Source organism: Brevibacillus sp. AG, assembly GCF_028369215.1.
GTDB lineage: Bacteria > Bacillota > Bacilli > Brevibacillales > Brevibacillaceae > Brevibacillus > Brevibacillus porteri.
In genome coordinates this window covers 338,758-351,093 of record NZ_JAQMYO010000001.1, presented here as the reverse complement: position 1 = coordinate 351,093, position 12,336 = coordinate 338,758, and the positions used below count along the sequence as shown (strand labels likewise).

14 protein-coding genes are annotated in these 12,336 nt (G+C 48.3%); 12 read left to right on the top strand and 2 right to left on the bottom strand.

Features of this window, described 5'->3' with window-relative positions:
- Nucleotides 1–21: 21 nt before the first annotated feature.
- Both POF51_RS01560 and POF51_RS01555 read right to left on the bottom strand, forming a co-directional pair.
- Complete coding sequence (locus POF51_RS01560; RefSeq protein ID WP_017248573.1) at nt 22–654, bottom strand: Crp/Fnr family transcriptional regulator; 633 nt, start codon at nt 652–654, stop codon at nt 22–24.
- A gap of 18 nt (nt 655–672) precedes the next feature.
- On the bottom strand, nt 673–1,341 hold the full coding sequence (locus POF51_RS01555) for a Crp/Fnr family transcriptional regulator (RefSeq protein ID WP_069845470.1): 669 nt from the start codon (nt 1,339–1,341) through the stop codon (nt 673–675).
- A 335-nt stretch (nt 1,342–1,676) separates the two neighbouring features.
- Here POF51_RS01555 and POF51_RS01550 point away from each other — a divergent pair, with 335 nt between their 5' ends.
- The 12 genes from POF51_RS01550 to POF51_RS01495 all read left to right on the top strand — a co-directional run bounded on the left by POF51_RS01550 (nt 1,677) and on the right by POF51_RS01495 (nt 12,301).
- Nucleotides 1,677–3,164, top strand: coding sequence for a 4-hydroxyphenylacetate 3-hydroxylase family protein (locus POF51_RS01550; protein WP_069844957.1), 1,488 nt, complete (start codon nt 1,677–1,679; stop codon nt 3,162–3,164).
- Between the two features lie 30 nt (nt 3,165–3,194).
- Nucleotides 3,195–3,758: an NADPH-dependent FMN reductase gene (locus POF51_RS01545; RefSeq protein WP_069844956.1), complete on the top strand. Its 564-nt coding sequence runs from the start codon at nt 3,195–3,197 to the stop codon at nt 3,756–3,758.
- Between the two features lie 30 nt (nt 3,759–3,788).
- Nucleotides 3,789–4,325, top strand: coding sequence for a 3-hydroxyanthranilate 3,4-dioxygenase (locus POF51_RS01540; RefSeq protein ID WP_069844955.1), 537 nt, complete (start codon nt 3,789–3,791; stop codon nt 4,323–4,325).
- Nucleotides 4,316–5,320: an amidohydrolase family protein gene (locus POF51_RS01535; RefSeq protein WP_106833312.1), complete on the top strand. Its 1,005-nt coding sequence runs from the start codon at nt 4,316–4,318 to the stop codon at nt 5,318–5,320. The genes POF51_RS01540 and POF51_RS01535 overlap by 10 nt, the downstream gene beginning before the upstream one ends.
- Nucleotides 5,317–5,778, top strand: a complete 462-nt coding sequence (locus POF51_RS01530) for a RidA family protein (RefSeq protein ID WP_271753440.1) — start codon at nt 5,317–5,319, stop codon at nt 5,776–5,778. The genes POF51_RS01535 and POF51_RS01530 overlap by 4 nt, the downstream gene beginning before the upstream one ends.
- Before the next feature lie 10 nt (nt 5,779–5,788).
- The gene (locus POF51_RS01525) at nt 5,789–7,255 is read left to right on the top strand and encodes an aldehyde dehydrogenase (protein WP_106833086.1); all 1,467 of its coding nucleotides are present in this window, start codon (nt 5,789–5,791) and stop codon (nt 7,253–7,255) included.
- A gap of 38 nt (nt 7,256–7,293) precedes the next feature.
- A complete protein-coding gene (locus POF51_RS01520) occupies nt 7,294–8,079 on the top strand; it encodes a 2-keto-4-pentenoate hydratase (RefSeq protein WP_069844952.1) in 786 nt (261 codons plus the stop codon).
- A gap of 21 nt (nt 8,080–8,100) precedes the next feature.
- Complete coding sequence (locus POF51_RS01515; protein ID WP_271753437.1) at nt 8,101–8,988, top strand: acetaldehyde dehydrogenase (acetylating); 888 nt, start codon at nt 8,101–8,103, stop codon at nt 8,986–8,988.
- A gap of 25 nt (nt 8,989–9,013) precedes the next feature.
- Nucleotides 9,014–10,036: a 4-hydroxy-2-oxovalerate aldolase gene (gene dmpG / locus POF51_RS01510; RefSeq protein ID WP_069844950.1), complete on the top strand. Its 1,023-nt coding sequence runs from the start codon at nt 9,014–9,016 to the stop codon at nt 10,034–10,036.
- A 12-nt stretch (nt 10,037–10,048) separates the two neighbouring features.
- On the top strand, nt 10,049–10,843 hold the full coding sequence (locus POF51_RS01505; RefSeq protein WP_069844949.1) for a 2-keto-4-pentenoate hydratase: 795 nt from the start codon (nt 10,049–10,051) through the stop codon (nt 10,841–10,843).
- A gap of 181 nt (nt 10,844–11,024) precedes the next feature.
- A complete protein-coding gene (locus POF51_RS01500) occupies nt 11,025–11,636 on the top strand; it encodes a TetR/AcrR family transcriptional regulator (RefSeq protein ID WP_069844948.1) in 612 nt (203 codons plus the stop codon).
- Entirely contained in the window at nt 11,633–12,301 is a 669-nt protein-coding gene (locus POF51_RS01495; RefSeq protein ID WP_069844947.1) for a YqeB family protein, read from the top strand. The genes POF51_RS01500 and POF51_RS01495 overlap by 4 nt, the downstream gene beginning before the upstream one ends.
- The last annotated feature ends 35 nt before the right edge of the window (nt 12,302–12,336 follow it).

The window sequence follows — 12,336 nt, the reverse complement described above, 5'->3', positions numbered from 1 at the left end:
CGAGCCTGATTAGGCTTCGCCCTATTTACATTGGATGCGAGAATAAATCCCACGCAATCCCTCTACATCCACAACTCGAATGGCACTCCGCTCAGATAGCTCAATCAAGCCTTGCTGTCGCCATTTCTGCAAAGTCTTGTTCACCGTAATACGAGACGTATCAATATAGCGTGCAAAAGACGTCTGATCAATAGGGATATGATTAGTTCCGTGCACAGCTATCAGTTTGAGCAGATAATTAGCCATCTGTAGCTCAATTGGACTGTCAGTGAATGCGATGATTTCAGCTAGGAGACGGAGCTTATAGATTTGTGAATTGGTGAAGATCACTGCCGACTGTGGGTAGTCTTGGCATATGCGAGATAAGACCTCGTCGGAGAAAAAGTAAATGACGGAAGGAGAAGTAGTTATGGCTGATGTCAGGTATGAGCCGTTATAGGCGCCGTGCTCCCCGAACAACCCACCTGTGGGAATGTAATCGATAGTCCGCTCATGCCCGTTCTCAGATAAGAGAGTGATCTTTACGCTCCCTTTGTCTAGATAATAAAATCCAGTTCCCACATCGCCTTGATGGTAGATCGTTGTATGTTTTCCCATTTCGATCTTCTTGCCATACATGAGGTACGGGGTCCACTGATAGCGGAGACAGGCCATTGTGACCACCTTTCACACTTAATGGATGTTACGGCGCTTCTCGATAGAAGGGAAGGGAGTTGCTGTGAGTTGTGGAGGCTTCAGCATATCTGGGCGTTTGACGACAAAGGATCGGTTATTGATTTCAATGATGCCTTGTTCCTTCCATGCCTTCAGGATCTTGTAGACAGTGATACGGGTGAGGCCAGCACATTCAGCTAGCTCTTGTTGAGTGAGGGGAACCTCGTGGTTTTTAAAGTCTTCGCAAATGTTGAGCAGGAGACGAGCGATTTGCTCTTCTGAAGTCAGTGCCTTCATGTTGATGGCAGTTAGAAGAATCCGCATTTTTTGATTGATGGTTTGGGTGAAAAGAGACAAGAGTTCAGGGCGTACCTTCAGCATTTCGAGGAATTGCGAACAGGAGAAATGGTAGACGACTGCATTCTTTACAGCAATAGCCGTGGTGAAATGAGGTTGTTGATCCATGGTTTGAAGTCCCATGATTTGACCAGGGACTACGATGTTCACCAGGCGATCGTTCCCCTTGAAGGTAGAGGTCACAATCTTGGCTAATCCCTTATGTAGATAATAAAAACCTTCTCCCATCGTCTCTTGCTTATAAATAGCTGTTTTTCCTTTCACAAATTGACGGGTGCCGTATGCTAAAAGGGTTTCCCATTTCAAATCCGTTTCAAAAGGAGATACCATCATCACCGCTCCTTTCCTCATCAATGATATTGCCTCTTCCAATCATCCACCCAAGATTAAGTCTTAATTTTCTGAACTCATCACTTTTGATTATATGAAAATAAAAAGCTCTTTACCAATATTTCAACGTGAAAATGACGAGCATTCGAAAGAAAAACAGAATTGATGTTAATTCGTTTACATATCCTCCGTTGCCCACGAATCAGGTGAGCGGCCTTTTATATTTTTCAGCCGTGATGTTAAGTGGGTTACATTTTTCAGAAAAGCCAGACACTATAATGCGGTTTAAGAACAAAATCGACTCAACCAACCAAAACCAACAGGGAGGAATTGCGGTGGGGATCCGTACAGGTGACCAATACATTCGGGGCTTGAAATCACGGCAACCGGAGATTTGGCTGCAAGGAAGAAAGGTGATAAAGGTATGTGAGGAAGCTGTTTTTCGACAGCCGATTCATGAAATAGCGAAACTGTATGACATGCAGCATGACGAGAAGTATCAAGCGAAGATTACCCATATTTGTCAGGAGACTGGTGAGCGTGTGAACAACGCCTTTCTCGTTGCAAAGACCCCTGAGGAATTGCAGGCGAAACGAGCCATATACGAAGCTTATGCGGAAGCCACTTTTGGTTTGATGGGAAGAACGCCGGATTTTCTCAATATCGTCTTGACGTCGCTATACAGCAATGCGTCTTTCTTGGAGAAGTACAATCCGCATTGGGCGGAAAACGTGAAGAATTATTACAAGTATGTTCGCGACCAAGACCTATTTTTAACGCATGCGATTATCAATCCGCAAAATGACCGCAGCAAGTCCTCGCACGAACAAAACGATGTGTACACCCATTTGGGGGCAGTAGAGGAGACGCCGGAAGGACTGATTGTCAGAGGAGCGAAAATGCTCGCGACACTGGCACCGATCACGGACGAAGTCATCATTTATTCGTTCCCGGGTTTCAAGCCTGGCGATGAGCGTTATGCCCTGGCATTTGCCATTCCAATTGACACGCCTGGCTTGCGCATCATTTGCAGGGAGCCCATGCAAGATGGAAATCGTTCGGTCTATGACCATCCTTTGGCATCGCGCTTCGAGGAAATGGATGCTGTTCTCGTCTTCAATGATGTACTCGTGCCTTGGGAGCGATTATTCCTGTACAACAATGTAGAAGCAGCCAACCTGCTCTATCCAAAGACAGGCATCGGACAGCAGCCGGCGCACCAGACAGGGGTGAGAGGACTGTTGAAGCTCCAATTTGCCACGGAAGTTGCCATGCGGCTGGCAGATTCCATCGGGGTAGACGTCTATCCGAATGTCCAAAACATTCTCGGGGAGCTAGCGCAATCGCTGGAATCGGTCAGAGCGCTCCTGAGGACAGCTGAACTGGAATACGAGACCTTGCCGTCGGGCGAGCTCATGCCGGGTTACGTACAGCTCGAAACCATTCGCGGACTGCTTCCGAAGCTGTACCCACGGGCGATTGAAGTCATCCAAATTATTGGAGCAGGCGGTTTGCTCATGTCCCCGACAGACAGTGACATGGAGCATTCCGAGCTTGCAGCGGACATGGAAAAGTATTATGCGGGACGTGACGGTATTTCCGGTACAGATCGGGTTCGCCTGTTTAAGCTCGCTTGGGACCTGTGCGGGGAAGCCTTCGGACAACGTTTGCTGCAATACGAGCGATACTATACCGGTGATCCGGTGCGCAAATTAGCGATTTTTTACAACAATTATAAGAAGTCTCATGCATGTACGATGGTGGATGACGCGCTCAGTGTTTTTGCTGCCAAATCGGCATCACAGAGGGAACAGGTTCTTTAAACAAGTCCAGACGAAGAGGAAGGGAAAACCATGAAACTACTGGGCATAGCAGGCACAGTAATTGGGGCGAAAACAAGCATCGTCGTGCAAAGCGTACTGGATGAAGTGAAAAAAACGGCACCGGAAATCGAAGTGGAGCTACTCGACCTGCGCGAGCACCGGATGTCTCTGTGTGATGGACGAGATCCGGCGACATACACGGATGATACGAAAAAGGTGATCGACAAGGTATCCTCCGCTGACTTTTATCTGATTGGTACGCCTATTTTCCAAGGCTCGATGACAGGGGCGCTGAAAAATTTGTTTGATCATATTCAGCCTCAGGTTCTTCGACATAAAGTAATGGGCTTCGTGGCAAATGGTGGGACGTATCAGCATTACCTCGTGATCGAAAACCAGCTGAAACCAATTGCGGGCTTCTTTCGCGCTTACGTAGCACCAGGATCAGTGTATGTACACGCCGATCATTTCAACTCACAAAACGAAATTTCAGACGAAGATGTTTTGCGCAGAATCAACGAATTGGCACGAGAGCTGGTTCATATGCAAAAGGCATTGAAACCAGCAGGAGAAACGATCTCACATAATCGCTAGGAGTTAAAAAAACAAAGGAGGGAATACAACATGCATACATTGCCACCTATCCATTTGTGGAAGTTTATCGAGGATCACATCGATCAGCTCAAGCCACCGGTGAATAACAAGGTGATTTGGAAAGATGCAGAACTAATGGTCATGGTAGTGGGAGGGCCGAATAAACGGCGGGATTTTCACATTGATCCATCCGAGGAAGTCTTTTACCAGCTCAAGGGTGATTGCTTTGTTGAGATCATGAACCAGGATGGGAAGCGTGAGATCATTACGGTCAGAGAAGGCGAAATGTTTCTTCTTCCTGCGAATGTTCCGCATTCCCCACACCGGATCGCGGATACGATCGGACTCGTGATTGAGCGCAACAGATCTGAGGGAGAACTGGAGGACTTTGCTTGGTTCTGCGAAAACTGCGACCAAGAAATGCATCGTGTACGGATTCAACTGACCAACATAGAGGTGCAGGTAAAAGAGGCGATCGAAGGATTCAACAGCAATCTGGAGCTGCGGACATGCCAAAAATGCGGGCACGTCATGTCTCCGGAAGCGAGTGAGTGGAAATGCGAGTAGACTTCCATACCCACATTATTCCAGAGGATGTTCCCAACCTGGCTGAGCGATTTCATGGGGAGCGCTGGCCAGTTCTGCACCGCACTTGCACATGCGGGGCAAATATCATGGTCGGGGGAAAAGTATTTCGCGAAGTAACGGATCAGGTGTGGGATCCCCAAAAACGGATTCATGACATGCAGCGAGAAGGCGTAGATATGCAGGTGCTGTCACCCATTCCGGTTACGTTTTCCTACTGGGCCCCGGCAGCCGAAGCGGAAGTGATGGCGCGGATTCAAAATGATTTTATCGCAGAGACGGTTAACCAACATCCGAATCATTTCATCGGATTGGGTACCGTTCCATTGCAAGACACGGAGGTAGCCATTCGGGAAATGGATCGCTGCATGCACGAGCTCGGCCTGAGAGGAATCGAAATCGGTACCAACGTAAATGGCAACAATCTGGACGATCCGGGACTGATTCCTTTTTTTGAAATGTGTCAGACATGGGATGTGCCACTCTTCGTACATCCATGGGAGACGCTGGGCAGAGAACGGATGCCGCGGCACAACCTGATGTACACCGTCGGGATGCCAAGCGAGACAGCGCTTGCCGCAGCAAGTCTTATCTTGGGAGGCGTGATCGAGAAGTTTCCGCGCCTGAAAATCTGCTTTGCCCATGGCGGCGGCTCTTTTCCTTATATCCTTCCCAGACTGGACCAAGGCTGGAAGGTATGGCCGCATCTGCGTCTGACCGATCAACCACCTAGTGTGTACGCGAAACAATTCTACTTTGATTCCTTGACGTACGACCCATTGAACATCCCATACATGATGAAGCGCTTTGGCGAAGATAGAATCATGATGGGCTCGGATTATCCCTTCCTGCTTCGTGAAACACCTCCCGGGGATGTCATCGATCATACTTTGGAGCTGACGGACGGACAGAAGCGGGCGTTGCTGGGTGAAAACGCGCTACGCTTCCTGAACATAAAGGAGATGAACGGACAGTGAAGCATCAGACTGAAACGCCGGAACAACGTCTACAGGCAATGGGCCTTGACCTGCCAAAACCGAGACAGCCGGCCGGTAATTATGTCGGTTGTGTCCAAGCGGGCAATCTCCTCTTTCTGGCAGGCCAAGGGACAAACGAATATCGCGGGAAGCTGGGACAGGATGTCACGATAGAGGAAGGCTACATAGCTGCCAGGCAGTGCATGCTCAATCTGCTAGCTGTTGCCAAACATGAGCTAGGGGAACTGGGGAGAGTCAAACGAGTAGTCAAAATACTCGGATTCGTTAACAGCGATCCAGCTTTCATAGATCAGCCTACAGTCATGAATGGGGCATCCGATTTGTTGGTGGAACTATTCGGCGAGAAGGGTAGGCATGGGCGGTCCGCTGTAGGGATGGCCCAGCTCCCGCTAAATAACGCCGTAGAAGTAGAGATGATCTTGGAAATCGAGAATTAGGAGGATTCCCATGAGTCAGACTGCCAAGGAAAACCGGGTACGAAAAGACGCCAAGCTATTCATAGACGGAGATTACGTGGACGCTGTTTCCGGTGAAACCTTTGATACGATCAACCCAGCGACAAATCTCAAGCTGGCTTCTGTAGCTAATGCAAATGAACAGGATGTAAAAAGGGCGATCGACGTGGCGCAGCGTACGTTTGAGTCAGGCGTTTGGAGTGCGATGTCTGTAGATGAGCGCGCCAAGATTCTCTGCAAAATGGCTGACCTGGTGATGGAACGTGTGGACGAACTGGCTTTGGTGGAGACGCTCGATGTCGGCAAGCCGATCAAAGAAAGCCGGGGCTTTGATATTCCGAGAGCGGCGGCCAATTTGCGATTCTTTGCCGAAATGGCCAAGTACATGGTTCATGAGCATTATGAAATGCGTCATTTTATGTCCTACGCCAAATATGCTCCGGCAGGTGTGACAAGTCTGATCATTCCATGGAATCTGCCCTTCATGCAGATGACCTGGAAAGCATCGGCGGCTTTAGCGGCAGGAAATACCGTCGTTGTAAAGCCAGCCTCGTACACGCCTCTCTCTGCGGTGATGCTCGGAGAGATTGCCAATGAAGCAGGTCTTCCTCCTGGCGTGCTCAACATCATCACTGGTCCGGGCGGGACTGTCGGGGCTGCGATGACGACGCATCCCCATGTGCGCCGGATATCTTTTGTGGGAGAATCTAACACCGGCAAGACTGTCATGCAAAATGCCGCTTCGCAATTGATTCCGGTATCGCTCGAATTGGGAGGAAAATCAGCCAATATCGTATTTGAAGATGCCGATCTTGATGAAGCGGTAATAGGGTCGATCGAGGCAATATTCCGCAACCAGGGTGAGATTTGTCTGGCGGGATCGCGTTTATTGGTACAAGAAAGCGTATATGATCAGTTTCTGGACAAATTTGTGGCGGCTGTTCAAAAGATCAAGGTGGGAAATCCTCTGGAACCAGACACGGATATGGGAGCATTGGTGTCCCGCAGTCACATGGAGTCGGTGGAGCACTACATTCAGCTCGGACTGGAAGAAGGAGCCAAGCTCGGTTACGGCGGAAAACGGATCAGCGGGCTGGGTGACGGCAATTTCCTAGAGCCAACCGTGCTCTATGATGTAGACAACAAAATGAGGGTGGCCCAGGAAGAAATTTTCGGTCCTGTCATCGTGATCATTCCATTCCGTACAGAAGAAGACGCTATTCGGATCGCCAATGATTCGGCTTACGGCTTGGCAGGAGTGGTTTGGACCAACGACCTGCGGCGCGCGCATCGCGTGGCTGATCGAGTGAAGTCAGGTCTTTTATGGATCAATTGCTGGTATGTCCGTGACTTGCGAACTCCGTTTGGCGGTGCCAAGGACAGCGGGATTGGCCGCGAAGGCGGGCGTCACAGCTTCGAATTCTACTCCGAGGTCAAGACAGTCACCATGAAATTATAGCGAGAAGGACAAGGACAGCAAATCAGGGAGGGAACCGTGTGGACAAAGAAAAGATCACGCGATTCGCCGATCATTTAGCGGCGGCGAGTCGTGAAGGGGTGGGAGTAGCGCCACTCACTTTACTGGATCCGCAATTCAGCGAGATAGAGGCATATCACGTTCAATTGAAGACGATTGAGCGAAAAGTGAAAGAAGGCGCGAAGATTACAGGAAAGAAAATCGGCCTGACCTCTCGTGCTATGCAGACACTACTTGGCGTGGATCAGCCAGACTATGGACATCTATTGGACGACATGGTCGTGGAAAACAACGGAGAACTGCCTTTCGAGTATGTCCTTTCGCCAAAGGTAGAAGCAGAAATTGCCTTCCTGCTGAAGCGCGATCTGGAAGGGCCACATGTAACCATCTATGACGTCATGATGGCAACGGAATATGTAGTGCCTGCTTTAGAAATCGTGGACAGCCGGATAGCCAACTGGCAAATCAAACTAGAAGACACAGTTGCGGACAATGCCTCCTCGGGCTTCTATGTGCTAGGTGGGCATCCCGTGAAACCGCAAGATCTGGATCTTCCCCTAGTAGGAATGGCGTTTTATAAAAATCAGGAGCTGGTCAATACCGGTGTGGGTGCCGCCGCATTGGGCAATCCCGCATCTTGTGTGGCGTGGTTGGCGAACAAGCTGTACGAATTAGGGATTACACTCAAAGCAGGAGAAATCATCTTGTCTGGTGCGTTATCCGCAGCGGTTGAAGCTAAGCCTGGCGATGTATTTCACACACGGATTGCTGGACTTGGTTCAGTAGGAGTCAGGTTTGGCAGATAAAAATAGGAAAGGAGTGCATGCATGAAGAAAGTAAAAGTAGCAATACTGGGCTCGGGGAACATCGGGACAGACCTGATGATCAAGCTAGGAAGGTCGCCAGTTCTTGAACTGACGTCCATGATTGGAATCGATCCTGATTCGGATGGTCTGCATAGAGCAAAGGCAGCTGGATACTATGTATTTGACGACGGATTGAAACCGTTTTTGGAAAGCGATGCGGATCTTGCGGATATCGTCTTTGACGCTACTTCTGCCAAAGCACATATTGTGCATGCCAAGGCGCTCAGGGAGGCAGGAAAGCTCGCCATCGATCTGACGCCTGCTGCTGTAGGGCCCTATGTAGTACCATCTGTGAATCTCGGTACGCATTTGAATGAAAAGAACATCAACCTGATTACATGCGGCGGCCAGGCTACTATTCCGATCGTTCATGCGATAGGGAGTGTGAGTCCGGTCAGCTACGCAGAGATCGTGGCCACTATTTCCAGCAAAAGCGCGGGTCCTGGCACACGTTCCAACATCGACGAATTTACGGAGACGACCGCACATGGTATCGAAGCGATCGGCGGAGCGAAGAAAGGCAAGGCGATCATCATCCTGAATCCGGCGGAGCCGCCGATCCTGATGAGAGATACGATCTATGCAATAGTGGAGGAAGAGGCGGACCGCCAGGAGATCGTGAAGGCTATTCACCAGACCGTTGCCTATATTCAATCTTTCGTTCCTGGTTACCGCCTGCGCTCAGAACCGATCTTTGATGAAAACAAAATCACCGTTTTTTTGGAAGTGGAAGGCGCGGGTGACTACCTCCCTACGTATTCAGGCAATCTGGATATCATGACGGCGACAGCGGTGAAAGTAGCAGAGGAATATGCCAAGCATGCTGTCGGCACCGGCACGGGTATATAGCCAGGAATGAAAGGAGGAACCGCATATGAGTCGTGATATTGTCCTCACCGAGGTAGCGCTTCGAGATGGGAGCCATGCGATCAATCACCAGTTTACTGTGGAGCAAGTAGTCGAGGTGGCGCGAGGATTAGATGAAGCGAACGTACCGCATATCGAAGTCTCCCATGGAGATGGATTGGCCGGATCGTCCCTGCAGTATGGGCTGTCCAGGACCCATGAACTGGAGCTGATTGAGGCTGCCGTTTCCGTTTGTAAACAAGCGAAAGTGGGCGTGCTCTTGCTGCCGGGAATCGGCACGATCAAAGATTTGAATACGGCAGCAGGGCTAGGCGTAGGCATGGCACGAATCGCCACACATGCGACCGAAGCGGACGTCTCCGCTCAGCATATTTATCGGTCGAAAGAGCTTGGCTTGACAACAGTTGGCTTTTTGATGATGTCGCATATGGCTGCTCCGGAAAAACTGGCGGAGCAAGCAGGACTCATGCAAAGCTATGGAGCCGATGTCGTGTACATCGTCGATTCTGCTGGCGCTCTGTTACCTGATCAAGCAGGGGAACGAGTCCGGGCATTGAAGCAATGTCTGAATATTCCCATCGGCTTCCATGCACACAACAATTTGTCTTTAGCCATGGCCAATACACTCGTCGCCATTCAAGAGGGTGCCACCTGGATTGACGGCAGTGTTCGGTGCTTGGGTGCAGGTGCGGGCAATACACAAACCGAGGTTCTCCTTGCTGTACTGGATCGAATGGGCATTCAGACGGGCGTCGATCTGTACAAAATGATGGACCTGGCAGAGGAAATCGTATCGCCGATTCTTCAAGTACCACAGGAAATTACCAGAGACGCTCTCGTTCTCGGATACGCGGGTGTCTATTCCAGCTTCCGGCTTCATGCCGAGCGTGCAGCCAGGAAGTTCGGCATCGACTCCCGGGACATTTTGATCGAGCTGGGAAGACGAAAGGCCGTGGGGGGACAAGAAGACATGATCGTGGATGTCGCAGCGGAAATCGCCCAATTGAATAGCTCTACCAAAATCAGATAGGGGGTGATCAGCGTGCAATCGGAACTATTGTACAAAAGGTTGGCTCAGAAGCTGGTGGATGCGGAGTTGAATAGGGAGGAGGTCGTAAAACTAACGGCTGAATACCCCGAGCTGACAGTGGAAGATGGATATCGTATTCAAAATGAACTGGTCTCCCTCAAGCTTGAGCAGGGACATCGAATCTTTGCCTCTAAAATGGGTTTGACCAGTCAGGCAAAAATGAAGCAGATGAATGTGCACGAACCGATTCGGGGCTACATTTTTGACTATATGAATATCGAGGACGGCATTCTGCCGATCAATGAATTGATTCATCCCAAGGTGGAAGCGGAAATCGCCTTTGTTTTGAGTGAGGATTTGGAAGGTCCCGGCATCAATGAGGCTCATGTCCTGACATCCACTGACTATGTGGTTCCCGCACTGGAGATTATCGACAGCAGGTATGCGCAGTTCCAGTTTACCTTGCCTGATGTCATTGCCGACAATGCTTCGTCTTCCCGCGTGTTTATCGGATCGACGTGGAGAAAGCCTGAAGAACTTGAACTCGATTTGGTAGGTGTTACTCTTTCGATCAATGGCGAGCTCAAAGACTTGGGGGCTGGTGCGGCAGTTCTCGGTCATCCAGCCCACTCGGTCGCGATGCTGGCGAACATGCTTGCTCGCGAAGGACGGAAGCTGCACAAGGGAGATTTGATTTTGTCCGGGGGCATTACCGGTTCCCACCAACTTCGGGAAGGAGATGTCGTAAGCGCCAAATGGGGTGGCCTCGGAAGCATTGAGTTTGTGGTGAAAACGGATAGGCAGTAAGGCGAAAAGCCGAGAAGAATGCAGGGAGTTATCCCGTATTCTCTCGGCTCCTTTTTATGTTGGGAAGCGAATAAAACAACCCACGCATAGGGGATAAGCCAATTCCCTAATGAATCATCTTGACAATCAGCGAAAGTAGACGATATTATCTAACTAACGTTAGGTAGAAAATGGTGAGGAAATGAATAAAAGCGAAGCAACACGACAAAAAATTCTTGAAACGACCACATGGTTGATCGGACAGTATGGAATTGAAAAAGCTTCACTTTCCATGATTGCTAATTCTGTAGGCATACAGAAGCCATCCATCTATTATTATTACTCTTCGAAAGAACAACTAGTAGATGCTGTATTCGCTTGGATTTTAGAAGGATATAGTTTTGAAAAATATTTTCAGATTAATGAGTATACGAAAAATAATTTTGTAGAGAAGATGATTAGTGACGGCTTGCAATTGTTGGGTGAAGAGACTACAGATACACAAATGCTTGTTGTACAGGTATTAAATGAGTTTCTTTTATATGGAAACCGAGAATCTTCCCATAATAAAGAGTACAGATTAATAATTAAAGCCGTACAGGAAGGCTTTATTGACGGTTTTTTAAGACTACTACAAAAAGGTGAAGAATTTGGTCACACTGATTCAAAAGGCTTACGTGAAAAAGCATGTGTATTAGCGTTAACACTTGATAACTTATCAAATTATCCGATGATTGGCATTCAACTTGATGTTTCAGCTGTATGGAGAGAAACCATTACAAGTGTATTATCTAAAAAAGGAGACTTTAAATGAGTGAGAATCATACATTATTAAATTTTTCAAAAACGGACAAGGTTATCTTGTGGCTTGGTTTCCCTCTTATCGGCTTAGTGTTCGGCTGGTTTCTTCCGAGTATTGCTAAATGGGGCAGTTCTTTGCCTTGGATACCTTTCCAGGGGCCCTTAAAACTCATTGCATCCTATAGTGGAGCATGGGTAGGCATTGTTACAATGATCCTTGGCTTGATTGCGGGCATTGCCTTGACTCTACTCTCTTTTCATGAAAGCTTAGAAACGTCTGTATACGATGATAAAGTTACCTGTAAACTTAGAGATGATGAAATTCTTTTCAAAAAGAAAGATATCTCCCTTGTATTTATGGATAAAAAGCAATTGGTGTTTTTAGGTAATGATGAAAAAGAACTATTTCGTTCTAAGCAAGAGCTTACTAAAAGCACAGTAGGTGCTGCATTTAGAAAACATGATTATGTTTGGAGCGATACCGATCCATTTCAACATGATTTTAAAATATGGGTTGTGGATTCTCCTGACCTATCTCCTGCTGCGAATGCTCTATTAAAAGCAAGGGGAATAGCAATTGAAAAAGGAAATGATAAAGAAGCTTTTCAATTGGCTCAAGAACTTTGGAAACTAAGAGTATCAGTAAAAGAAAAGGACAAAAGGCAATATTATCGATAAAAATCAACAAGTATTAACGAGTAACATGATCAAGG

Coding starts and splice junctions, on each gene's coding strand:
- POF51_RS01560 (WP_017248573.1), bottom strand. CDS start 654: ATGGCCTGTCTCCGCTATCAGTGGACCCCGTACCTCATGTATGGCAAG.
- POF51_RS01555 (WP_069845470.1), bottom strand. CDS start 1,341: ATGGTATCTCCTTTTGAAACGGATTTGAAATGGGAAACCCTTTTAGCA.
- POF51_RS01545 (WP_069844956.1), top strand. CDS start 3,195: ATGAAACTACTGGGCATAGCAGGCACAGTAATTGGGGCGAAAACAAGC.
- POF51_RS01540 (WP_069844955.1), top strand. CDS start 3,789: ATGCATACATTGCCACCTATCCATTTGTGGAAGTTTATCGAGGATCAC.
- POF51_RS01535 (WP_106833312.1), top strand. CDS start 4,316: ATGCGAGTAGACTTCCATACCCACATTATTCCAGAGGATGTTCCCAAC.
- POF51_RS01525 (WP_106833086.1), top strand. CDS start 5,789: ATGAGTCAGACTGCCAAGGAAAACCGGGTACGAAAAGACGCCAAGCTA.
- POF51_RS01515 (WP_271753437.1), top strand. CDS start 8,101: ATGAAGAAAGTAAAAGTAGCAATACTGGGCTCGGGGAACATCGGGACA.
- dmpG (WP_069844950.1), top strand. CDS start 9,014: ATGAGTCGTGATATTGTCCTCACCGAGGTAGCGCTTCGAGATGGGAGC.
- POF51_RS01500 (WP_069844948.1), top strand. CDS start 11,025: ATGAATAAAAGCGAAGCAACACGACAAAAAATTCTTGAAACGACCACA.
- POF51_RS01495 (WP_069844947.1), top strand. CDS start 11,633: ATGAGTGAGAATCATACATTATTAAATTTTTCAAAAACGGACAAGGTT.